The 20,793-nt window shown below is 60.6% G+C and carries 22 protein-coding genes and 3 pseudogenes; 12 read left to right on the forward strand and 13 right to left on the reverse strand.

Annotated features, from left to right (window positions below):
* Positions 1–49: 49 nt before the first annotated feature.
* Together FGD77_RS22270 and FGD77_RS03175 are read left to right on the forward strand one after the other, a co-directional pair.
* Positions 50–283, forward strand: a pseudogene (locus FGD77_RS22270) (TRAP transporter large permease subunit); the annotation flags it as partial.
* A 91-nt stretch (positions 284–374) separates the two neighbouring features.
* Complete coding sequence (locus FGD77_RS03175; protein ID WP_255006303.1) at positions 375–1,061, forward strand: TRAP transporter large permease subunit; 687 nt, start codon at positions 375–377, stop codon at positions 1,059–1,061.
* A gap of 84 nt (positions 1,062–1,145) precedes the next feature.
* Here FGD77_RS03175 and FGD77_RS03180 read toward each other — a convergent pair whose 3' ends face one another.
* Positions 1,146–2,243 carry a tyrosine-type recombinase/integrase gene (locus tag FGD77_RS03180; protein ID WP_255006306.1) on the reverse strand — a complete coding sequence of 366 codons (1,098 nt, stop codon included), beginning with the start codon at positions 2,241–2,243 and terminating at the stop codon, positions 1,146–1,148.
* Positions 2,244–2,369: 126 nt separating this feature from the next.
* On the opposite strand from FGD77_RS03180, the gene FGD77_RS22275 reads away from it, so the two are divergent.
* From FGD77_RS22275 to FGD77_RS03200, 5 genes are all read left to right on the forward strand, one after another.
* The gene (locus FGD77_RS22275; RefSeq protein ID WP_369682682.1) at positions 2,370–2,744 is read left to right on the forward strand and encodes a DUF1403 family protein; all 375 of its coding nucleotides are present in this window, start codon (positions 2,370–2,372) and stop codon (positions 2,742–2,744) included.
* Positions 2,686–2,919 carry a DDE-type integrase/transposase/recombinase gene (locus tag FGD77_RS22280; protein WP_369682683.1) on the forward strand — a complete coding sequence of 78 codons (234 nt, stop codon included), beginning with the start codon at positions 2,686–2,688 and terminating at the stop codon, positions 2,917–2,919. Before FGD77_RS22275 ends, FGD77_RS22280 begins: the two co-directional genes overlap by 59 nt.
* Positions 2,825–3,199 (forward strand): transposase, encoded by a 375-nt coding sequence (locus FGD77_RS03190; RefSeq protein WP_255006308.1) that lies wholly within the window; start codon positions 2,825–2,827, stop codon positions 3,197–3,199. The genes FGD77_RS22280 and FGD77_RS03190 overlap by 95 nt, the downstream gene beginning before the upstream one ends.
* A gap of 398 nt (positions 3,200–3,597) precedes the next feature.
* The gene (locus tag FGD77_RS03195; RefSeq protein WP_255006311.1) at positions 3,598–4,164 is read left to right on the forward strand and encodes a CBS domain-containing protein; all 567 of its coding nucleotides are present in this window, start codon (positions 3,598–3,600) and stop codon (positions 4,162–4,164) included.
* Positions 4,148–4,552 (forward strand): magnesium transporter, encoded by a 405-nt coding sequence (locus tag FGD77_RS03200; RefSeq protein ID WP_255006312.1) that lies wholly within the window; start codon positions 4,148–4,150, stop codon positions 4,550–4,552. Before FGD77_RS03195 ends, FGD77_RS03200 begins: the two co-directional genes overlap by 17 nt.
* A gap of 7 nt (positions 4,553–4,559) precedes the next feature.
* Here the strand turns inward: FGD77_RS03200 and FGD77_RS03205 are convergent.
* Positions 4,560–5,811, reverse strand: a pseudogene (locus tag FGD77_RS03205) (IS256 family transposase).
* A 49-nt stretch (positions 5,812–5,860) separates the two neighbouring features.
* Here FGD77_RS03205 and FGD77_RS03210 point away from each other — a divergent pair.
* Entirely contained in the window at positions 5,861–6,151 is a 291-nt protein-coding gene (locus FGD77_RS03210; RefSeq protein ID WP_255006459.1) for a magnesium transporter, read from the forward strand.
* Between the two features lie 16 nt (positions 6,152–6,167).
* Here FGD77_RS03210 and FGD77_RS03215 read toward each other — a convergent pair whose 3' ends face one another.
* The 5 genes from FGD77_RS03215 to FGD77_RS03235 all read right to left on the reverse strand — a co-directional run bounded on the left by FGD77_RS03215 (position 6,168) and on the right by FGD77_RS03235 (position 11,406).
* Positions 6,168–7,037, reverse strand: coding sequence for an MFS transporter (locus FGD77_RS03215; protein ID WP_255006313.1), 870 nt, complete (start codon positions 7,035–7,037; stop codon positions 6,168–6,170).
* 46 nt (positions 7,038–7,083) lie between these two features.
* Entirely contained in the window at positions 7,084–7,455 is a 372-nt protein-coding gene (locus FGD77_RS03220) for a hypothetical protein (RefSeq protein ID WP_255006314.1), read from the reverse strand.
* 57 nt (positions 7,456–7,512) lie between these two features.
* Positions 7,513–8,856, reverse strand: coding sequence for an MFS transporter (locus FGD77_RS03225; protein WP_255006315.1), 1,344 nt, complete (start codon positions 8,854–8,856; stop codon positions 7,513–7,515).
* A 416-nt stretch (positions 8,857–9,272) separates the two neighbouring features.
* Entirely contained in the window at positions 9,273–10,403 is a 1,131-nt protein-coding gene (locus tag FGD77_RS03230) for a TauD/TfdA family dioxygenase (protein ID WP_255006316.1), read from the reverse strand.
* A 322-nt stretch (positions 10,404–10,725) separates the two neighbouring features.
* Positions 10,726–11,406 (reverse strand): IS6 family transposase, encoded by a 681-nt coding sequence (locus FGD77_RS03235; RefSeq protein ID WP_255006326.1) that lies wholly within the window; start codon positions 11,404–11,406, stop codon positions 10,726–10,728.
* A gap of 118 nt (positions 11,407–11,524) precedes the next feature.
* On the opposite strand from FGD77_RS03235, the gene FGD77_RS03240 reads away from it, so the two are divergent.
* Positions 11,525–12,568 (forward strand): PLP-dependent cysteine synthase family protein, encoded by a 1,044-nt coding sequence (locus FGD77_RS03240; protein WP_303626334.1) that lies wholly within the window; start codon positions 11,525–11,527, stop codon positions 12,566–12,568.
* 259 nt (positions 12,569–12,827) lie between these two features.
* Here FGD77_RS03240 and FGD77_RS03245 read toward each other — a convergent pair whose 3' ends face one another.
* The 3 genes from FGD77_RS03245 to FGD77_RS03255 form a co-directional block, all read right to left on the reverse strand.
* Complete coding sequence (locus FGD77_RS03245) at positions 12,828–13,127, reverse strand: CcdB family protein (RefSeq protein WP_255006328.1); 300 nt, start codon at positions 13,125–13,127, stop codon at positions 12,828–12,830.
* 3 nt (positions 13,128–13,130) lie between these two features.
* Entirely contained in the window at positions 13,131–13,370 is a 240-nt protein-coding gene (locus FGD77_RS03250) for a type II toxin-antitoxin system CcdA family antitoxin (RefSeq protein ID WP_255006330.1), read from the reverse strand.
* Between the two features lie 76 nt (positions 13,371–13,446).
* Positions 13,447–14,139 carry a DnaA N-terminal domain-containing protein gene (locus FGD77_RS03255; protein ID WP_255006332.1) on the reverse strand — a complete coding sequence of 231 codons (693 nt, stop codon included), beginning with the start codon at positions 14,137–14,139 and terminating at the stop codon, positions 13,447–13,449.
* A gap of 544 nt (positions 14,140–14,683) precedes the next feature.
* Here FGD77_RS03255 and FGD77_RS03260 point away from each other — a divergent pair.
* The 3 genes and pseudogenes from FGD77_RS03260 to FGD77_RS03270 all read left to right on the forward strand — a co-directional run bounded on the left by FGD77_RS03260 (position 14,684) and on the right by FGD77_RS03270 (position 18,251).
* Positions 14,684–15,989, forward strand: a pseudogene (locus FGD77_RS03260) (AAA family ATPase).
* On the forward strand, positions 15,986–17,059 hold the full coding sequence (locus FGD77_RS03265; RefSeq protein ID WP_255006335.1) for a ParB N-terminal domain-containing protein: 1,074 nt from the start codon (positions 15,986–15,988) through the stop codon (positions 17,057–17,059). Before FGD77_RS03260 ends, FGD77_RS03265 begins: the two are co-directional and overlap by 4 nt.
* A gap of 106 nt (positions 17,060–17,165) precedes the next feature.
* Positions 17,166–18,251, forward strand: a complete 1,086-nt coding sequence (locus FGD77_RS03270) for a TRAP transporter substrate-binding protein (RefSeq protein WP_255006337.1) — start codon at positions 17,166–17,168, stop codon at positions 18,249–18,251.
* Positions 18,252–18,317: 66 nt separating this feature from the next.
* Here the strand turns inward: FGD77_RS03270 and FGD77_RS03275 are convergent, their stop codons facing one another.
* Genes FGD77_RS03275 through FGD77_RS03285 form a run of 3 tightly spaced genes read right to left on the reverse strand, consistent with a single transcriptional unit; the run spans position 18,318 to position 20,691 of the window.
* On the reverse strand, positions 18,318–18,683 hold the full coding sequence (locus tag FGD77_RS03275; protein WP_255006340.1) for a hypothetical protein: 366 nt from the start codon (positions 18,681–18,683) through the stop codon (positions 18,318–18,320).
* Between the two features lie 35 nt (positions 18,684–18,718).
* Positions 18,719–20,110 carry a TRAP transporter large permease subunit gene (locus tag FGD77_RS03280; protein ID WP_255006342.1) on the reverse strand — a complete coding sequence of 464 codons (1,392 nt, stop codon included), beginning with the start codon at positions 20,108–20,110 and terminating at the stop codon, positions 18,719–18,721.
* Positions 20,110–20,691 carry a TRAP transporter small permease subunit gene (locus FGD77_RS03285; RefSeq protein ID WP_255006344.1) on the reverse strand — a complete coding sequence of 194 codons (582 nt, stop codon included), beginning with the start codon at positions 20,689–20,691 and terminating at the stop codon, positions 20,110–20,112. Before FGD77_RS03285 ends, FGD77_RS03280 begins: the two co-directional genes overlap by 1 nt.
* Between the last annotated feature and the right edge of the window lie 102 nt (positions 20,692–20,793).

Below are 20,793 nucleotides of genomic sequence, written 5' to 3' on the forward strand. Positions count from 1 at the left end.
TTCATTCATCGAGCGGATGGCGACGGGCAGGGGCGGCATGGGCACGGCGATGGTCCTGTCCTCCAGCGTGTTCGGCGCCATTGCGGGGACGGCGACAGCGGCCATTGCCTCGATCGGGTCAATCATGACCGAACCGCTGGTCGCGCGGGGGTACCCGCGGGGACGGGTGGCGGCGCTGCTGGGAATTTCGTCGCTGCTGGGCATCCTGATTCCGCCCTCGATCACGATGATCCTGTTCGCCGTGGTCACGCGCCAATCGGTTGCCGCCTGCTTCGCCGCCACCATCGGCCCGGCGATCCTGCTGATCATCGGCCTGATCCTCTATAATCGGTTCCTCGTGGGCCGCGCGTTCGAAGAACTGCCCGCACCCGAGGATGCCGGCCCGCGCGAGAGCTTTGGCAAGGTCACGTTGCACGCGCTGTTTAAGACTGTCGCTGCCGGTCATCATCCTCGGCGGGATCTATGGCGGGATCTTTACCCCGACCGAGGCCGCCGCCGTCGCCGCCGTCGCCGCGCTGATCGTGGGCGGGCTGATCTACCGCGAATTCACCTGGCGCACGCTGGGCCGCAGCGTGGTGCAGGCCGCCGAAACCACCGGCACGATCATCCTGATCCTGCTGTTTTCGTTCATGATCTCGCGCATCATGGCGTTCGAGCGGGTGCCGCAGGACCTGACCGAGGCGGTCCAGTCCGTCGTGACCAGCCCCATCGGCGCCCTGCTGATCGTCAACCTCGTGCTGATCGTCGCGGGGGCGCTGATGGACGATATTTCCGTCACCGTCGTGATCGCGCCGCTGTTCCTGCCGTTGATGGTGGCCAATGGCGTGGACCCGGTGCATTTCGCGGCCATCGTCGGCTGCTCGGTCGTGATCGGGGCCAACAGCCCGCCGGTGGCGCCGACGCTGTTCCTGTCGTGCAAGATCACCCGCGCGCCGATCATGCAGGCGGTGATGCTTGAGCTGCTGGGGCTGATGACCTTCGTCGCGTTCCCGGTGATGCTGGTCACCACCTGCTGGCCCGCGCTGTCGCTGGCCATCCCGAGGGCGCTGGACCTGATGTGAGAGGGGCGCGCGGTCGCCTGATGCCGTTTTGGTGACAAACAACCAGCGCCATTTCTCGCAGGTCAAAGAACTGCTGCGCGAACGTCATAACCCCGCCGCCTTGGTCAGGTTCACGCGAAACCGGTCACGTCTGCGCTGATATCTGCGAGTCATCTCAGCCGAGGCGTGACCCAGCTGCTTCTGGATGTAGCGCTCGTCGACCTCGGCAGAGCTTGCCAGTCCGGCGCGGAGGGAGTGACCGGAGAAGAGGGCCAGACGTTCCTTCTGAGGCAGGTCTGATCGGAGCCCGGCATCCAGAACGGTCTGCTTGATCAGCCGTGCGACATGTTTGTCCGACAGTCGCGCATCAAGGGCGCGTTTGTTGTCCCGCGTGGTACGACAAAAGAGCGGGCCAAAGTCGATTTTCGCAAAATGCAGCCATTGCTCAAGCGCGTGAACCGGGCAGGTTTGTTCAGAAGACCCACGGCCAATCTCGACCTCGCGCCAGCCGGTCTTGCCCTGCAAGAACAGGATCGCCCCGCTTTTTTCGATCTCGACCCAGCCACGGCTGTCAGGCGTGTCGTCCTTGCCCGCATCGAGGCTCACGATCTCGGACCTGCGCAAGCCCCCCGCATAGCCGATCAGCAGGATTGCCCTATCCCTGAGTCCACGCAAGTCAAAGGGCAGGGTGGCAACCATCGCCAGAATATCCCCGGCCAGTACGGCCTCTTTCTGCACGGGTGGCCGCGCGTGTTTGCGGCGAATTCCCGCGAGCACAGTCGCAATGTGACGGTCTTTGCGGTCCAACACAAAACCACGTTTTTGGTAGTGCCACGCAAGCCCGGACAATCTGCGCTCGATGGTAGAGACCGAAAGGGCAGGAGTCCTGGTGTCGGGCGCGGCACAATTGGCGATATAGAGGCCGATCAGCTCTGCAGACGGGGGCAGGGGGGGCGCCCCACGACGTCGGCACCAGCTGTTGAAATGCGCCCAGTCCGCGTTGTAGGCGGTGTTGGTGTTTTGCGCCGTGGCCTGGCGGGCGTAGTCGCGGGCGGTGTCGACCAACCGGTCAAGCGAGCCTGATCCAGCTACAACGTCAGGAACCCCGATGGCCTCTCCTGCGACAGCATCTCTCTCGCCATTCTCGTTGGACGAGGGCGCGATTGCTGGTGTTGAGGGCGATTTGCGGTCGGTTTCTGACATACCGCTGAGCGTATTTCTTCGCGTCCGATAATGCAAACTTATTGGACGTACAAAAATCTCGCGAGGCGAGGCGGTTATCTACCTGTCCAATAGCATAAAGCGCCGTTGTGAATTGGGCCGCTTTTTATGAACCAGTCGCTCAAGCACGCTCCGAATGCGCTCCCAACGCCGATCCTGCCATTCTGGATCTTCGATCATCAGACACCAGACTGCCTTGAAGACGCTGCGTTTTTCAGTGGAGCGGCGATTTCTTTGCTGCATGTGTTGCTCAATGACCCGACCCTTGGCGCCCCAGTCGAATTGTTGCGTTCGCGGCGGCAGCTGCGCGCCGCCGTGCAGTGTGGTAAGATTGAGGGCAGGGTATCGTTGGGTGCAGAAGTTCGGACCAGAGCTAACCAAGCGGACCGAAAAACATCTGCGCCGCGCGAGTCTCGACTGGCATGTGGACGAGAGCTACATCCGCGTCGGTGGCACGTGGAGGTATCTGTGGCGCGCTGTTGATGCGAACGGACAGATGGTCGATTTTCGCCTGACCGCGCGGCGGGATGCAAGAGCGGCCAAAGCCTTTCTGAACAAGGCCATTGAGCGCGTGCGCCTGCATCGACCAGTCACAATCTGCACGGACAAGGCGCAGGCATATCGACGCGTTATCCGGAGAGATCAATCATCGATATGATCCGCTTTTCGACAGCATCCGACACATCGACCGAAAGTGGCGAAACAATCTGATCGAGAGCAACCACGCGGCTCTGAAACGGCTGCTCGGGTATCGTCAGAGCTTTCGATCTCGGCGCACAGCCGAGGCGACCTTGAGCGGCATCGAAACAATACGAACCATCAAACGCGGCCACATCCATCACAAAAACCCGGCGTATGCGGCGAAATCGCGTTCATTGCCCAGCTGTTCGAAACCGCCGCGTGACATTCCACTTCGACCAACGTCAGCTTCATCGTGAAGAGATTAATGCAACTTCCACCGCACGGATCAAGGACGTCAGCGCGGTCGGGTCTATTGTGCTATCAAAATGCAGACAGCTGCCGCAAAGGCGGCGACCCAATCCGCGTGGCACAGTGTCGGACGCATGCCTGGCGCAAACTGAAGGAGGTGTTCGACCGTGTGATCAGCTCAACCAATACAAGAAACGTGGTCCATGAGCGGCTACTTATCACCGCCACAGAAAGTTCCCAACATGTCACCAGATCATCTCCTGCATCCTACTGACACCAGTGATGCTTAAGATTCAGGAATTCATAGGTTCAGCGCATCTCATCGACGTGGTCTCTTGGCTCCTACCGATTACCGCTTGAACAGGCGGCGCGCCAGCTTGCAAGTATCGACCTGCAAAGAAGGGCGATGGTCTTTGAAAACCTGCCACTCGATACTCAGGTCACATTTGCGCGGGCGCTTCCGCAGACCGATCTGACTGGCATTGTGACAGCGATGCATGCGGATGATCGTGCGGATCTTTTCAAACAGCTTTCGAACGATGAACAGAACCGCATGATCAGCGACCTCGAGCCTCACGTCGCCGCCGATATCCGCCGACTCTCGGCCCATGCCGAGGAATGCGCCGGTGCGCTTATGACATCGGATTACGCGACGCTCGATGCAGACACGACAGCCGCGACCGCAATTGCAGCGCTCCGGCGTCAGGCCCCCGGAAAGGAGACCATCTATCGTTCTTATGTCGTCGACGATGATCACCATCTGATCGGATCGGTGAGGCTGCATACGCTGATACTGGCGACCGACGAGACGCTGATCAAAGAGATCATGGAGCCTACTCCAATCTCGGTTACACTCGACACCGATCAGGAAGATGTCGGGAAACTAATCGCCCATTATGACCTTCTTGCTATTCCAGTGGTGGACGCAAGTGGACGATTGGTTGGTATTGTCACGCATGACGATGCGTACTGATGTGATGCAGGCAGAAGCGACTGAGGACTTTCAGAAAATGTCCACCGTCGTGCCGTTTTCGCAGAGTCTTCGCGAGGCCGGGATTGGGATGCTCTATTCCAAGCGCATCGTCTGGCTGGCTCTTCTGGTATTCGGAAACCTCTTTTCAGGTGCGGGCATCGCCTATTTCGAAGATATGATCCTGGCCTATGTCTCATTGGTGTTTTTCTTGCCGTTGCTGATCGACAGCAGCGGCAATGCCGGGTCGCAATCGGCCACGCTCATGGTGCGCGCGCTGGCGACCGGCGATGTCGAGATGAAGGACTGGCGCGATCTGATCTTGCGCGAACTGGCTGTCGCGGCAGCACTGGGTGCGACGATGGCGGGAGATATGGGCAAAAGTTGGTGACGCTTGATCAGGCGGCAGCTTGAAGTTGGCGGATCCCATCGCGGAACTCAATCCCCTGGATGATCTCGGGCATGCGGTTTTGACCGTCGAGCTTGCGCCACTTCTTCTGCGCCGACATCATCAGCTTGAAGGCCATGGCCAGACCGGTCTTGCGGCTGAGGCACCCCTTGGTTCGTTTGGTGCGATGCCGGACGGTGGCAAAGGTGCTTTCGATCGGGTTTGACGTCCGGATGTGTTTCCAGTGTTCCGCCGGATAATCGTAGAAGGTCAGTAACGCGTCCCTGTCTTTAACCAGCTTGGCCACCGCCTTATCCCATTTCACTCCGTAGTTTTCGACGAAGAAATCAAAGGCGAGGTTGGCCTTGGCTTTTGTCTCGGCCTGCCAGATATCGTGCAGATGGCCCTTGGCTTTTGCCTGCACGGATTTCGGCATCGCGTTCAGCACGTTCATGGTCTTGTGAACCCAGCACCGCTGTTCCCTCGTCGTGGCGAATGCCTCGCGCAGCGCCGTCCAGAACCCCAGGGCGCCGTCGCCGATGGCAAGCTTGGGATCCTGTTTCAGGCCGCGACGTCTGAGATCGAGCAGTAGCTCGCGCCAGCTTTGCGTGCTTTCGCGAAAGCCGTCGGTCATGGCCAGAAGTTCCTTGCGGCCATATTCGTCGGCCCCGACAACCACCAGAACGCATTGTTTTTCCTCGGCCATTCTCGGTTTGAAATAGACGCCATCCGCCCAGATGTAGAGAAAGCGGCGGTTGCCGAGATCGCGTTTCTGCCAAGCCTCGTAGTCTTTCCACCAGTCAGCCTTCAGCCGCGTGACAGTCTTGGCAGACAGGCCCTTGGCGTTCGGACCCAGCAACGCCTCCAGCGCCTCGGTGAAATCACCCGTGGACACGCCCTTGAGGTATAGCCACGGCAGCAGCTCTTCGACCGATTTCGCTTTGCGAAGATACCGCGGCAGGATGCTGGGCGTGAAGGTGATCTTGTCTTCGCCAGCGCCCCGATCCCGCACGCGCGGCACTTTCACGGGCACTGGCCCAATGCCGGTCATCACCTCGCGTTCGGGTAGGTGACCATGGCGCACCAGGCGTGCCCGCCCGTCCTCCAGCCTTTCTCCGGAAAAAGGCGGCCATGAGCGTCGCCAGTTCGGCGTGGATCGCCTGTTCGATCAACTTGCGTGCGCCATCGCGGAGGACATCCGTGAACGCGTCGGTGCTAAATCCCGATGGATCGGGCAGTTGGGTAATGGTAGTCTCTGACATGTGGCATATCCTTTTCTCAGCAGAGAATCGACGGCGTCTGAACACCGCCATGATATGCCGCCCCTCAGGGCATCACCAACTTTCGCGCGTAACTCCGATGGCGGCAGTCGTCTTTCCTGTTGGTGCATGGCGTGGCGGAGTGGACGTCGCCCTGACTGTTGGCCTGACAATGTTCGTGGTTGTGCTTATCGGCAGCCTCGTCGGTATGTCACTGCCGTTCCTGCTCAACCGGTTGAGGCTTGATCCCGCAACGGCAAGTGGACCTCTGGTCACGACAATCTCGGACGGAGTCGGCGTGCTGATCTATTTTTCCATCGCGAGTGCGGTGCTCAGCCTCTGATCGCCAGCGATGGTGATCAATCTTGCACTACGTTTGCCGAGCGGCGCGGTTTCGACACATTTGGTTCGGTGCGCGGGTCAAGACCCATGGCAACTGGCGAAATATCAGGAAGTGGTATGAATTTTTCCCGCCCTTCCTTTGGTAATTTCGGCCCGATCCTGACACTGACGAGAACAAAGATTGCATAGCCCACAGCGATGGCGGATTCGAACAAAAAGAAAGAACGTGGGCCGTAGACGGACATCAGCGATGACGCGAGCAATGGGCCGATTGTGGCACCTATCGAATACACCATCAGCAGACGCCCCGATGCCGCGACATAGTATTTTCGGTCCAGCCGGTCGAATGTCTGCGCGACACAAAGCGGATAGACGCTGCTGATTGCCCCGCCGAACGCCACGGCCATGACCATGAGGGCCACCAAAGGCACATCGCTTGAAATCGAGCTCGACAGCACCCCCCATGACGTTCCGACCGCGATCAGGATGCAGGACATCACAATCCGTCGGTCAAATTTATCTGCCAGCATTCCGACCGGCACCTGCGCTGCAAGGCCGCCAAGCACGACCGTGCTCATGAACAGCGCGGCTTCCGTAACGCTGAGCCCAATCTGACGGGCAAACACGACACCAAGAGCGTAGAATGAGCCAACCAGTATGCCAGCAACACCCGCCCCGACCACCCCGACACGCGACGCCTTATACAGTTTCTTCACACCCAGAACGCGAAGCTCACTCAGGTTGGGTTCGCCAAGACCGGTAAGCGCGATAGGAATAAGTGAAAGACCGATCAACGCAGCGGCAATCATCAAAAGATCACTGCCCTCCATAGGGGCGATATTCACCATCGTCTGGCCGACGGCGATAGCTAGGTAAAAGGCCAGCATGTAATATCCAAGGACGCGTCCGCGTGTTTCATTGCTGCTGCGATCATTAAGCCAGCTTTCGATGGAGGTGGTCATCCCCGCTATGCAAAAATCCATTGATAATTCGCAGGATCACCCAAGCGGCCGGGTTGAAAAAGAACGCATAGGCAAGACACACGGCAGCGGTCAGCGCCGCGAATGTTGAAAAAGCGCGGATGTGTCCGATCCTGAGAATGACGTGTTTGGCCTTGAACCCGCCAAACGCCAACCCCAGGTAATATGCCGCCATGATCACGCCGGTCAGCGCAATTGGATACTCAGCGGCCTCCATCCGAAGGGGCAGCACCACACCAAGCAAGCTGTTGCCAGCCATGAAAGCCGCCGTGCCGCCAAGGAGAGATTTTACGGGGGCAAGAAGCATCCGCAGCGATTGAGCCATAGTTCAGTCCGGTGACTTACCCCCTTGCGGGGACGGTGACATTCATCTCGCGCCTGTCTAGCAGACGTTGACACTTACATGAACAAGACAAAATAAAATACCGGGCCAACGGACCCTCAACTTTTGATATCGTCGAGGCCCTTGGTGACAAAGATCGACGCCAGTGCCATGCAAGCAAAGATCAGCAGCGTGGCTTTGGCACCCGCCAGTGACGCCAGCGCCCCAAACACCCCCGAGCCCAAAAGTACGATCCCGATCACCGTATTTGACACAGCCGTATAGGTCGCGCGGTTGTCTTTTGGGGCCATGTCCACCAGATAGATCACCCGACCCTGCCGCACCCCGTGATAGGCGATCATGAGGACGAACAGCACCGCGGGCAGCGCCCAAATGGTATCGGAAGCCCCCCGCAAGATCCACCGCAACTGCTGCCAGCAGTGCCAGTGCCCCGACCATTCCGGAGAACATGAGCACGCGACGGCTGGACCTGTCCGCCAAGCGGCCCCAGACCCATGAGCTGATGAATGACGCAATCGAAGAGGCCAGCACCAGCGCGCCGAGGCGGTCAAACGTCCCCTGCCCGGCCTGTGCGCCCAACAGAACGATGTAGGGCGGCGCAAGCGCTGTAGAGGTCAATAGTCCGCGCGCCCAGATAAACCGCGTCAGTTGTGGGTCGCAGCGCAGGATATTCAACTGCCCAAGCGCCGCGGCGCGCCTCTCGCCCGGCGCGGGTTCTTCCCACAGGGTAGAGAAAACAAAACCCGCCCCCAACCACAACAGGGCCGCAAGTGCTATTGCAGCGATCACCAGTGTCGCACGGTCAGGCACGCCTGATATCAAAAGCAGCGCGAATATGACGACGGCCCCCGCCCCCAGCGACGTGGCCGTTCCCGTCGCCGCACCGCGCCGCGATTGCCCGACCGTTTTGCCCAGCACATCGCTGTAGCTGACCGAACAAACAGAGCGCGCCACAGCCAGCACTGCAAGCGACGCGCAAATCACCACCCCGGCAGCGGCACCCGACAGCGACACAGCGGCCAGCACGATCCCCGCCGCCGCTGCCCCCTGCCCGATGCTGCCCGCGACCCACGCCCATTTTCGACGCGCCATCGCCTGCACGCGGGGGGCGGTGAACAATTGTGGCAGCAACGCGCCCGCCTCGCGAATTGGGACCAGCAGCCCGACAAAAAACGAAGACGCACCCAGATGCGACAGCAGCCACGACAAAACCAGTTTGGGATCAATCAGCCCGTCGGCAACCTTGCTCATTGAGAGAGAGACAGCGTGGCGCAGGAAATTAGCTGGCTCACGGCGCGCCTGTGCGCCAGTCAGGCCTCCCTTACCGCTGGTGTCATCCACCAGGGCCTCAAACAATCTCTTTTCCAGCTTTGTTACGGGCATTGTCGTTTCTCTGAGTTTGCTAAAGCGTTTCGCGAAAAACCTGAATCACTGCTTTTCTCGAAACGCCCGCGACATACTAGCATTACACGCGTTTCACCTTAAATGAGTGCCTCAAGTTTAAGGCGAAACGCTTTAGCAACCGATTGTGCAGCGTAGTTTTCCTACGGTCGCAATACACAGGCACAACGATACCACAACCTCCCGAGATGAACATGACGCGAGATGACGTCATCAGGTGCAGGGCGCGAAACAAAGCGGTCCGATCCTCAACGTATCTGGGCCGTGCATTGTGGCGGCAACTGACTGGATGCCACCGCCGTCGCCGCGTCGAGAGGGCACAGGCAGCGAATGTCTTGCTGTGGATGCCTTCTCTGGTGGGCTCTCGCGCAATTCGCACGTTTGGTCCTGGCGGTCGATCAGGCCGCCTTGGCGGCGCTGACAGTGCGCGCCAACATCCGCAGACGAGAGCTGAATTCGCCGCGGTCGACATAGCAGCCGTGCAGATGTCGAAAACCTGTCGCCGGATCGAACGAGTCGCGACCATGCAACACCCGCCGATTGTCAAAGACCACCATTTCACCGCCCTTCAACTTCAAGGTCAGGCGGTATTTCGGATCCCGTGTTTTGGCCATATAGGCGCGATAGGCGCGGTAATAGTCGGGCATGATCTCGGACGGCATGTCGAAAATTCCCGCCAGATGGGCGTTGTAGCGGATCTCGATCACCTCACCTGAGCGGTCCAACGTGATCACTGGTTCATAGACGCGGATATCCGCATCGCGGTCGTTGAAACGGAAGGGAATAGGCACCTCGCAGAGCAGGCGGAACGCCTCTGGGTCTTCGGTCCGAAGATCCTCGGCCATCGCAAACCCATCGGCGAACAGCGAACCGCCCCCTGTCGCCTCATTCGCCAGGCAGTGCAAAAACTGATAGCCTGGCGGAACTTCCTGGTTCGGCAAATCCGTATGAAGCGGCAGGGCGACAGAGGTGTAGGCCAGGTTGTTGGGATCGGGTTTGTTGATCACTTCGAAGGTTGTGCCAAAATTCGTTTCCCGCAGGAATCCGATCCGTTGGGCCACATCGACGCCTGCGCTGGTTCGATCCTCAAGGTGGTCAACAATCGCGATGCCGTATTTTGCCGTCGCCTGCATCCATGCGTTCAAGGCATGATCCTCTGCCAGAATCGGGGCCGCCGCATAACGGGGGACGGTCGCCGCAGTCATATCCGCGCGCCAAAGCTGGGGCGCAATAGCGTCCGCATCACTTGCACGCTGGCCGCGGCGATCCGCGCTGAGCAAGGCCACCGGCATGTGGCTGGCATGGCCGTCCTCATAGCTCAGCACAACGTCGCCATGGGCAATCTGCGCCGAGGTCAGCACAGGCGAGGCGTCCAGCGCCAACAGATCCAGCAGCCGCTCGTGGGTTTGCGGATGCAACCCCGAAGGGCAATTGTCACGCAGCCAGATGGTCGGGAATGAAGTCGACGTGTTGTCCGCCCAAGTCACGACCAGCGTGTCGGGGTGGACCAAAAGATCGTCTATGGTCATCGGGTATCCTGTTCATTTTGAGATGTTGATCGCAGATACGCGGGTCAACCGCAGGGGGGCGGCCACCATTCCTGCGTCTTGCCGTAGGGGGCGCCAGAGGCACGCCAACCCAGCTCAAAATGTGTGAATTCCGATCTCATGATTGGATGCTAAATCCGTTCAGACTTACCGACAAGTAGCAACATCGTGCTTGAGGGGATGTAGGTCGTGCACCACCACTCAATGGCCCGGCGCGAGAATCCCCGCTGCCGTCTGTGCAATCATGATGGGACTATTGCATTAATCTCTTCACGATGAAGCTGACGTTGGTCGAAGTGGAATGTCACGCGGCGATTTCGCCGCATACGCCGGGTTTCTTGTGATGGATGTGGCCGCGTTTGATGGTTCGTATTGTTTCGATGCCGCTCAAGGTCGCCTCGGCTGTGCGCCGAGATCGAAAGCTCTGACGATACCCGAGCAGCCGTTTCAGAGCCGCGTGGTCGCTCTCGGTCAGATTGTTTCGCCACTTTCGGTCGATGTGTCGGATGCTGTCGAAAAGCGGATCATATCGATGATTGATCTCTCGGATAACGCGTCGATATGCCTGCGCCTTGTCCGTGCAGATTGTGACTGGCCGATGCAGGTGCACGCGCTCAATGGCCTTGTTCAGAAAGGCTTTGGCCGCTCTTGCATCCCGCCGCGCGGTCAGGCGAAAATCGATCATCTGTCCGTTTGCATCAGCAGCGCGCCACAGATACCTCCACGTGCCACCGACGCGGATGTAGGTCTCGTCCACATGCCAGTCGACACTCGCGCGGCGCAGATGTTTTTCGGTCCGCTTGGTTAGCTCTGGTCCGAATTTCTGCACCCAACGATAAACGGTTGACCGATCAACGACGATGCTGCGCTCAGCCAGAAGATCCACGTCTTGGTAGGACAGCGGATAGCGTAGATACCAACGGACAGCACAGAGTATGATTTCGCGAGGAAACCGATAGTGCTTGAACCGAGATTTGCGCGCCACGCTTGACCTCAAAACCCTCGAACTGGTCAAACAACCCGATTAATGCAAAAGTCCCGATCAAATCTGTCTAAATGGAAATCCCGGCAAGGTATGCATTGCTTACAATCGGAGCATCTCGATGAACAACTGGGTCACGGACGCATTAGGCAAGATAAATGCGGATGCGCATCGGTCGGCAGATACCCACCTGTTCAAACTGCCGCTACCTCGACTTGAAGGGGTGGACATCTACCTCAAGGACGAAAGCACCCATCCGACAGGTAGCCTCAAACATCGGTTGGCGCGGTCGTTATTTCTATATGCACTGTGCAATGGCCGGATCAAGCAAGATACCACAGTCGTCGAGGCATCGTCGGGCAGCACTGCGGTGTCCGAGGCCTATTTCGCGCGGATGATCGGCGTGCCTTTCACTGCGGTTCTGCCCAAGAGCACCGCGCGCAGCAAAATCAAACTCATTGAGTTTTATGGTGGGCAGATACACTTTGTGGACAGCGCCCCGCAGATGCACGACGCATCGGTCACCCTTGCAAAGGAGATCGGCGGTTATTTCATGGACCAGTTCACCTATGCAGAGCGCGCGACGGACTGGCGGGGCAACAACAACATTGCAGAGAGCTTGTTTACCCAAATGGAGCATGAGCCGCATCCCATTCCCGCGCGTCTTGTGATGAGCGCGGGAACCGGAGGTACGTCTGCGACGCTGGGTCGCTACATTCGATATAAGGGCTATGATACGGCCCTTACAGTCGTCGATCCGGAAAACTCTGTCTTTTACGACAGTTACATGTCTGGCGATCGCAGTCTGACCTCTGACATGTCCAGCCGCATCGAAGGCATCGGGCGCCCCAAGGTCGAGCATTCGTTCCAACCCGGCGTGATCGACGATATGATCAGAGTGCCGGACGCGGCCAGTATTGCGACCATGCTGTGGCTGGAAAAACTGATTGGCCGAAAGGCAGGGCCATCCACAGGAACAAACCTTTGGGGTGCCTTGCAGATGGCAAAAGACATGAAAGAGGCAAAGCGCGATGGCTCGATCGTGACCCTGCTGTGCGACAGTGGTGAACGGTATCTGGACTCATACTACAACCCTGACTGGGTCAAAGAGTGCATCGGTGACTATCAGGACTATTCCGCAAGGTTGGACACCGGGTTTTCCTGACGGGCCAGTCGCTACATTACGCTCTCGGCGGTGCGTCACCCCCCCTTCTGATGGATGCCAGATCTGCGAGTCCGTTCCCAAGTGTCGATTTGGAACGGAGACGGCGTTGGTCGGATTACCGAGATGTCGCGCCATCAAAACCTCGCTCGATAGTCATCCGCAGCATCCAGCCCAAGCGCGAAATAACCCGGTCAGGAGGTCAAGAGCTGCATCTCGGGCGGGCCTGTTTCAGGCTCTAATCCGCATCACAGAGCCTATTTCAGATCCCCGACAGCAGCGCATCCAGCGCGCGCACCAACGCGTCGCGCTGCGCGGCCAGCGACCCGACTCGCGTGCCCAGTTCCGACAGGGTCAGGGTCGCGGCCAGTTGCGGCATAAACAGATACACGTCCTCGCCCAGCGTCACGGCAGGGTTCAGCGCGGGCAGTGCCTGCGTCAGCGCGCCCGCCGGGATCAGCGGCGCGACGACGCGGGTGTGCATCCCGTCCAGAAGATCGCTTTGCAGTACGGTGACCAGCGCGCCGTCCGCCATGCGATACAGATCAAACTGCGCGGCCATGTGTCAGAATTTCCGATGCGTCGCCAGCGGCACACCGCCCGCGTCGATATAGGCGTTGTATTCGGCGATGGCGCCCGCGTTCTGCTGCTTCCACAGCTTGGCCCGCTCGGCCCGGATCGCAGAAATCACGCCACTTTCCGCCGCCCGCGAGACGTTGATGCCCAAGGCCCGTGCCTCCTCCAGAATCGCGCCGTCCAGCGTCATGCTGGTTGATTTTCTGGGTGTCTGATTGGCCTGTGCCACGATGCGGCCTCCGCGTATAGCTGCTGATATATATACGATCATACCGCATAAAAGCGGTATTGAACAGGGCGGCGCCTCACGCCGTCACCACAACCTCGCTCAGATCGGCATCGACGGACCGGCAGGCCGCCAGCAGCCGCCCGGCCAGGTGGGTCTGCACATAGTTGCCATGAAACCGGCTGGGCGCGGCCAGCACCAGACGCGCCCCATCGCGCCGCAACCGCACCAGCCCGGCAAACCATGTCTGGTAAATCGCCGGATCCTCGGCATGCAGAATCCCCTGCGCCAGCGCCCAGTCGGTCCCGGCGCTCAGATCGGGGGCCGGCACAGGCGCGCCCTTGCGCAGCGGCATCGCCACGACATTGCCGGGCGCCGCGGCGTCCTGCGGTGACAGGCGCTGCACGAAATCGGGGCCTATCGCCGCCCATTGGTCCTGCGTATCGTCAAGGATTCGCGCGATATCCAGACTGTATTCCGTGACTCGCCCGCGCGCGCCCTGCCGTTTCACCCGCAGCCAGCCACAGGCCCGCAGGCGGGCCATCTCGCGCTTGACCGTGCGTTCCTCGACCGACCAAAGCCGCGCGATCTCGCGCTGGCCAACCGCCAGTTCATCGCGCGCCCAGTTGTAACGCGCCGTGACCAGCGTCATCAATCGCAGGGTCATCCGCTGCTCGGCCTTGCCCCGCGCCAGGGCAAATGCGCCCATCGCCGTCAGCAAATCGTATTTGCGTGCCGAGGCCATCTGGCCAACTGGTTTCTTGATCTGCATCTCGTGCCCTCACCGTCCGCTCGCCCCTATTGCCAAGGGCGGCGGTATCATTGCCTCGTCATGCCGGGCATTCTGTGGCCCATGTCATGTGCGGATGGTTGATAAAAGGTAAACCCAACGTTCTTCAACCATCTTTGGTGATTAGCGTCCGAATTACCGATTCTGTCAAGAGAGGATGACCAATGGCCGTTTCTCTTCCAAGTCGAAAAGATAAAAAATAGGTATTATTGGTAGAGGGGGACACCCTGGCTGTCCCCTATTAGGGTGAAAATGTCCCCCAATCCGTTGCGGGCGTATCCCACCTGTCCCCCTATATGCAGCGTCTGTCCGGACGCGTTGTCCCATCTCAGCGCGGATGGGCGCGAATCGCTCGGGGTGCCCGGTTTCCCGGCAAAAGCCGCTTTTTGCCTTTTCCCAGAATGACGATAATGCCTTTTGCCTTTTTTGCAAATCCGGCGTAATTGAAAAGTAACGCAGGATTAGCGTCCGGTCAGATGGCGCCCTGCCCTTCGTCCCCGCGGGGACGCATCCCGAAGGAGAGACGATGTTCACCCACGAAGACCTTGCCCAGCTTCAGGCGCAATCGCTCAAGATGCAGGGCTGGATCCGCCAACAGACCTTTTCACCGGATGCAGACAAGGCGCTGCGCCGCTTTTCCAGCTGGGAGGTGGCCGAGCTGATCTTTCGCGTCAATCAATCCACCCTGCGCGGCCGCCTTGCCGCCGACCCGTCGCTGCCGCAGGGCCTGGTCGAGGAGGACGGGCGCCAGCGCTGGTACAGCCTGGACGAGATCAACGAGATGCGCCGCCGGATCAAGGTCAACCGCCGCTCGCTGATGCCCGCCCGCCCGGCAGGCAAACGCGCCCTGCGCGCCGCCATCGCCAATTTCAAGGGCGGCGCCGGCAAATCCACCGTCGCGCTGCATTTCGCCCATGCCGCTGCGCTGGATGGTTACCGCGTCCTGTGCGTCGATTTCGACCCTCAGGCGACGCTGAGCCATTCGATGGGGCTGACCGACGTGGCCGAGGATTACACGGTCTGGGGCATCATGGCGCGCGATCTGATCCACGAGACGACCCGCATGAACGCCAGCGCGCGGGGCGCTGAATCGGGCGCCGCCCTGCCGCGTCGCACCCTGCCCAGCTCGATCACCGAACTGGGGCTGGACGGGCTGCGCGTGTCGGACTTCATCAAGCCGACCTGCTGGCCCACGATCGACCTGATCCCCCAGCTGCGCCAACGCGGCCTTTGTCGAATTTGCCAGCGCGCAGTACCGTCACCTCAATCCTGAATGGTCGTTCTTTGCCGCCGTCAGCCGCTATCTGGATGCGCTGCCCGATGACGCCTATGACCTGATCCTGTTCGACTGCCCGCCCGCCATCGGCTACCAGTCGATGAACGCGGTCTTCGCCGCCGACATGCTCTATATCCCGTCCGGGCCGGGCTATTGGGAATATGATTCCACCACGTCATTCGTCGGTCAGCTGGCCGAGGCGCTGGAGGATCTGTCGGCCTTCAGCGGCGCTGTCCCCACGGGGACAATGCAACTGCCCAAGGTGTTTCAGGACGTCCGTTTCCTGCTGACGCGCTACGAGCCGGGAAATGAGTTACACCGCGCGATGCGTTCAGCCTTTGGCAAGGTGTTCGGCGACAGATTGGCCGAGCATCCGATCGAAATGACCCGCGCGGTCGAGCAGTCCGGCAGGTTCCTGTCGTCGATCTACGAGACGGACTATCGCGACATGACGCGCGAAACATGGCGCCGCGCGCGGGCGTCGTTCGATCAGGCGTATGATGAATTCAAGACTCACGCGCTGGCCGCCTGGGACAATCTGGAGGACACGCAATGAGCAAGCGCAAGGGATTTGACATCGACTTTCCCGGCGAGGATGTCCCCGCGGGGACACCGCCCGAGGATGCCCCCGCCGCGCGGCGCGGGCCGATGGCGTCGGCCATCGCCGAAAACGCCGAGGCGCTGCGTACCCGTCAGCAGGCCGAGGCTGCCATTCGCGACGAAAACGACCGCCTCGCGCATGAACTGGTGCGCCTGAAGGAACAAGGGCTGATCGTCGATCTGATCGACATAAACGCCGTGTCCACGACCAAACTGGCCCGCGACCGCAGCACCACCCGCGACCCCGAACTGGGCGAGCTGAAGGAGTCGATCACCGCCATTGGCCTGTCCAACCCGATCCGGGTCGAGGCGGACGGAACTGGCGCATGGCAGTTGGTGCAGGGCTACCGCCGTCTGACGGCGTACCGCGAATTGCACGCCGAAACCGGCGACGCGCGCTATGCCAGCATCCCCGCCGGCATCCTTGCGCAGGGCGAAACGATCGAGGGGCTGTATCGCCGGATGGTCGATGAAAACCTCGTGAGGCGCGATATTTCCTTTGCGGAAATGGCCGCGCTGGCGCTGCGCTATGCCGCGGACGAGGCGACCGAGGCGATGGATGTCGAACAGGCGGTTGCCGTGCTCTATGCCTCGGCCGCGCGGCAAAAGCGGGTCTATATCCGCCACTTCGCCACCCTGCTGGAGGCCATCGGCAGCCGCCTGAAATTCCCCGAGGCGATCCCCCGCGCGCTGGGGCTGCAACTGGAAAAGCGGATCTCCGGCGAAACCGGCGCGGCGGCCCGTATCCGCGCCGCATTGGGCGCCGGTTTCGCCACCACGCCCGACGCCGAGCTGGAGATCCTGCGCGCGCAGGCCACCGCCAAACCGCCGAAACCCGCCGCCAGGACCGGCGCGCCGGACGCCGCGAAAACCACGTTTCGCTGCACCGTCCCCGCGGGGACAGTCCGCTGCGCGGCCCGCAAGGGCAAGGTCGAGCTAAGCTGTGACCGTGATTTTTCGGCGGTCGAACAGCAGCGGCTTCAGGCGGCGGTGGCCGCGTTCTTTGCCGCGCTGGACGGCGCCTGATCTTGCAATGGACATGATGGCGCGTGGCGGGTTAGGGTCACGCGCAATGGCGCGCCGTGCAACAGGGCGCGCCATCGCATTTCAGTTGTAAAGGGAGGTTTCCACTTTGGATCGTCGTTCATTCATCCGCGCGGGTGCGCTGGGTACAGCCGCGACCGCGCTGGCCGCACCGGCCATCGCGCAGGGCAATATCACATGGCGCATGGTCACCACCTGGCCCAAGAATTTCCCGGGTCTGGGCGTCGGCGCGCAGCGTCTGGCCGACCGCGTCACCGCCGCATCCGGCGGGCGCCTGACAATTCAGGTCTATTCCGCGGGCGAACTGGTCCCCCCATTACAGAGCCTTGACGCCGTGATCGACGGCACCGCCGAGATGAGCCACGGCGCCGCCTATTACTGGCAGAACAAATCCCCGGCCCTGTCGTTTTTCACCGGTGTGCCCTACGGCATGACCACGTCCGAACTGACGGCGTGGGTGCGCTATATGGGCGGTCAGGAAATCTGGGACGAGATTTACGACCAGTTCGGCGTGCAGGGGTTCCTGTCGGGCAACACCGGCAACCAGACCGGCGGCTGGTTCCGCGAAGAGCTGACCGGCCTTGATTCGATCAAGGGCCTGCGGTTCCGTACCCCCGGTCTGGGTGGTCAGGTCTGGGAAAAACTGGGGGCGACCGTCTCGAACATGGCGGCGGGCGAGATTTTTCAGGCGCTGCAATCGGGCACGCTGGACGCCGCCGAATTCGTCGGCCCCTATAATGATCTGGCACTGGGGTTCTATCAGGTCGCCAAGAATTACTACATGCCCAGCTTTGTGGAGCCGGGGCTTGCCACGGAACTGGTCGTTGACAAGGCCAAGTATCAGGCGCTGCCGGACGATCTTCAGGCGATCATCCGCGATGTCTGTCAGGCCGAATACGATCAGGTGTCGGCCGATTTCGTCGCCAACGATCCCCGCGCGCTGAAAACGCTGGTCGAAGAGCATGGCGTGCAGGTCCGCGACTTCCCCGATGACATCATGGAAGCGGGCGCCGTCGCCTCCAAGGAGGTGCTGGACGGGCTGCTGGGCAGCGATGATCCGCTGGTGAAAAAAACCGCAGAAAGCTTTGTCGATTCGCTGAGGATCACCCGCGTGCGCAGCGAAAAGATCGACAGCAAATTCCAGGCCGCACGCGAGCTGTATCTGGATCTGTAAGCGATATCAAATGGTTCAGCAAAGGCCCGGTGGAAATGCCGGGCCTTTTTCGCAGGTGAAACGCGGCTAAAGCCTGCCGTCGTCCTGAAACCGTGCGATCCCCGCTGCCACCACGCGGCTCAGCTCGTCAAAAAGCTGCGCGTCGGGTTTTTTGAAGTTGAAGCAGGATTTGCCTTGCATGCGCTTTCTCAGCTCCGGGCTGAGATCCGCCAGCATGTCGGGATGGATGTAGACCGCCATCAGATGGGCGGACACATAGGCCTTGCCGATCTGAACGCCGCCGAAATCCGTGCGATATCCGTCCCTGGCGCGCACTTCATGCGTGCCCAGCCAATAGCGGTCCGGCGTGTCGGCCAGCACGACGCATTTACCGGCGTGGCGGCTGTAGAGCGGCCGCAGGGTGGCAAAAATCGACGTCAGATCCGGGGTCATGCCGTCAGAGTATGCGCCCCTCAGGACGAGTCAAGCTATCCCGCGATCAGCCTTGGCAACCATGTGACGATGCCGGGGAACGCGAACAGGATCGCGATGGCCAATACCTGAAGCCCCACGAACGGGATGATGCCGCGATAGATGGCCGATGTGGGCAATTCGGGCGGCGCAACGCCGCGCAGGTAGAACAGCGCAAATCCAAAGGGCGGCGTCAGGAAGGATGTCTGCAAATTCACCCCGACCAGCACGCCCAGCCAGATCGGATCGACATCCATCATCAGAAGCACCGGCGCGGTGATCGGGATCACGATAAAGATGATCTCGAACGTATCGAGGATGAACCCCAGCAGGAACATGATCGCCATGACCATCGCCACCGCGGTCAGCGTGCCGCCGGGCAGGGTGCTGAGGAATTCATGCACCAGATTGTCGCCGCCCATCAGGCGGAACACGACCGAAAACACCGACGCGCCCAGCAGCACGATGAACACCATCGAGGTGATCGTCGCGGTGGCCACGACAGTCTCGCGCAGGATGGTAAACGACAACCGCCAGCGCAGCGCCGCCAGCACCATGGCGCCGACAGCGCCGACCGACGCCGCCTCGGTCGGGGTGGCGATACCGCCGAGGATCGACCCGAGAACAGCGAGGATCAGCAAAAGCGGCGGGATGAGGGCCGAGAAGACCTCGCGCAGCAGATCGCCCTTCTCGGCCTCGGGGACCGGCGTGGCGGGGCAGGAATCGGGGTCGGTGATCGCCTTGAAAATCGTGTAGGCCAGATACAACCCGACCAGCAGGAACCCCGGCAGCAGCGCTCCGGCAAACAGATCCCCGACGGATACCGGCACCGGCGCGAAATTGCCCTTGGCCATCTGCACCTGCGAATTGATGCCCGACAGCATGTCGCCCATGAAGATGAGGACAGTGGAGGGCGGCACGATCTGCCCCAGCGTGCCGGACGCGCAGATCACGCCCGTCGACAGTTTCGGATCATACCCGGCGCGCAGCATCGCCGGCAGCGAAATCAGGCCCATCGTGACGACAGTGGCGCCGACAACGCCAGTGGACGCCGCGAGCATGGCGCCGACGAGGATGACCGAAATCCCCAACCCCCCGCGCAGATTACCGAACAGCTTGCCCATGGTCAGCAGCAATTGCTCGGCGATGCGGGATCGTTCCAGCATCACGCCCATGAAGATGAACAGCGGCACCGCCACCAGCACTTCGTTGGTCATGAAGCCGATATAGCGGTTCGGCAGCGCGCCGAAATTGGAAGGGTCGAACACGCCGAAGAACCAGCCAACCGCGCCGAACATCAGCGACACACCCGCCAGCGTGAACGCGACAGGGAACCCCAGCAACAGGAAGCCGATGATGCCAAAGAACATGAGCCCGGCCAGAAGCTCGCCGATCAGGACGGGATCCATCAGAAATTTCCTTCCAGCGCGGCCGCTTCGGCCCCGGCCACCGGGTAGCGCATCACCGGCGGCACCAGATCGCGCCGCCCGGCCAGCACCAGCACCGACCGGCAGATCGCGGCGATACCTTGCAGTGCCAACAGCCCGGCAAAGACCAGAATGAACGTTTTCAGAATATAGAGCCCCGGCATGCCGCCGACATTCGCCGACCCTTCGCCATAGGACCACGACCGCTGCACGAAGGGGATCGAATAGATCGCGACGACGGCGGTGAACGGCAGCAAAAACAGCAGCGTGCCGAACAGATCGACCAGCGCGCGGGTGCGCACCCGCGCCGGGCGGTAAAAGATATCGACGCGCACATGATCGTCGCGCATGAACGCAAACCCGGCGACGGCGGTGAACATCGCGCCACTCAGCCAGATATACAGATCCTGCATCCACAGGAAACTGACGCCGAACACATAGCGCTGCACCACCACGGTGAAACAGACCAGCACGATCCCCAGCGACAGCCAGGAAAACACCTGTCCGATGATCCGGTTGATCCAGCAGATCGCGGCGGCAAGTCCTGCGGCCAGTCGCAACATGTCTTCGCCCCTTTGGGATTGCGCCGCGTGCGGCCTTAGGCTGCGTTTAAACGGCCCGCCCCATTCCAGTCAACTGCACAAGGCGCGGAACATCGTCGCGCG

The organism is Roseovarius sp. M141 (genome assembly GCF_024355225.1).
Taxonomy (GTDB): Bacteria; Pseudomonadota; Alphaproteobacteria; order Rhodobacterales; family Rhodobacteraceae; genus Roseovarius.

Bases quoted from the DNA above. Each gene is read 5' to 3' on its own strand.
- FGD77_RS03175 (WP_255006303.1), top strand. From the start codon at position 375: ATGCCGGCCCGCGCGAGAGCTTTGGCAAGGTCACGTTGCACGCGCTGT.
- FGD77_RS22275 (WP_369682682.1), top strand. From the start codon at position 2,370: ATGAACCAGTCGCTCAAGCACGCTCCGAATGCGCTCCCAACGCCGATC.
- FGD77_RS03215 (WP_255006313.1), bottom strand. From the start codon at position 7,037: ATGCTGGCCTTTTACCTAGCTATCGCCGTCGGCCAGACGATGGTGAAT.
- FGD77_RS03245 (WP_255006328.1), bottom strand. From the start codon at position 13,127: ATGGCCGCGCAGTTTGATCTGTATCGCATGGCGGACGGCGCGCTGGTC.
- FGD77_RS03220 (WP_255006314.1), bottom strand. From the start codon at position 7,455: ATGGCTCAATCGCTGCGGATGCTTCTTGCCCCCGTAAAATCTCTCCTT.
- FGD77_RS03265 (WP_255006335.1), top strand. From the start codon at position 15,986: ATGAGCAAGCGCAAGGGATTTGACATCGACTTTCCCGGCGAGGATGTC.
- FGD77_RS03275 (WP_255006340.1), bottom strand. From the start codon at position 18,683: ATGACCCCGGATCTGACGTCGATTTTTGCCACCCTGCGGCCGCTCTAC.
- FGD77_RS03255 (WP_255006332.1), bottom strand. From the start codon at position 14,139: ATGCAGATCAAGAAACCAGTTGGCCAGATGGCCTCGGCACGCAAATAC.
- FGD77_RS03180 (WP_255006306.1), bottom strand. From the start codon at position 2,243: ATGTCAGAAACCGACCGCAAATCGCCCTCAACACCAGCAATCGCGCCC.
- FGD77_RS03200 (WP_255006312.1), top strand. From the start codon at position 4,148: ATGACGATGCGTACTGATGTGATGCAGGCAGAAGCGACTGAGGACTTT.
- FGD77_RS03280 (WP_255006342.1), bottom strand. From the start codon at position 20,110: ATGGATCCCGTCCTGATCGGCGAGCTTCTGGCCGGGCTCATGTTCTTT.
- FGD77_RS03210 (WP_255006459.1), top strand. From the start codon at position 5,861: ATGATATGCCGCCCCTCAGGGCATCACCAACTTTCGCGCGTAACTCCG.
- FGD77_RS03230 (WP_255006316.1), bottom strand. From the start codon at position 10,403: ATGACCATAGACGATCTTTTGGTCCACCCCGACACGCTGGTCGTGACT.
- FGD77_RS03195 (WP_255006311.1), top strand. From the start codon at position 3,598: ATGGTCTTTGAAAACCTGCCACTCGATACTCAGGTCACATTTGCGCGG.
- FGD77_RS03285 (WP_255006344.1), bottom strand. From the start codon at position 20,691: ATGTTGCGACTGGCCGCAGGACTTGCCGCCGCGATCTGCTGGATCAAC.
- FGD77_RS03240 (WP_303626334.1), top strand. From the start codon at position 11,525: ATGAACAACTGGGTCACGGACGCATTAGGCAAGATAAATGCGGATGCG.
- FGD77_RS03225 (WP_255006315.1), bottom strand. From the start codon at position 8,856: ATGCCCGTAACAAAGCTGGAAAAGAGATTGTTTGAGGCCCTGGTGGAT.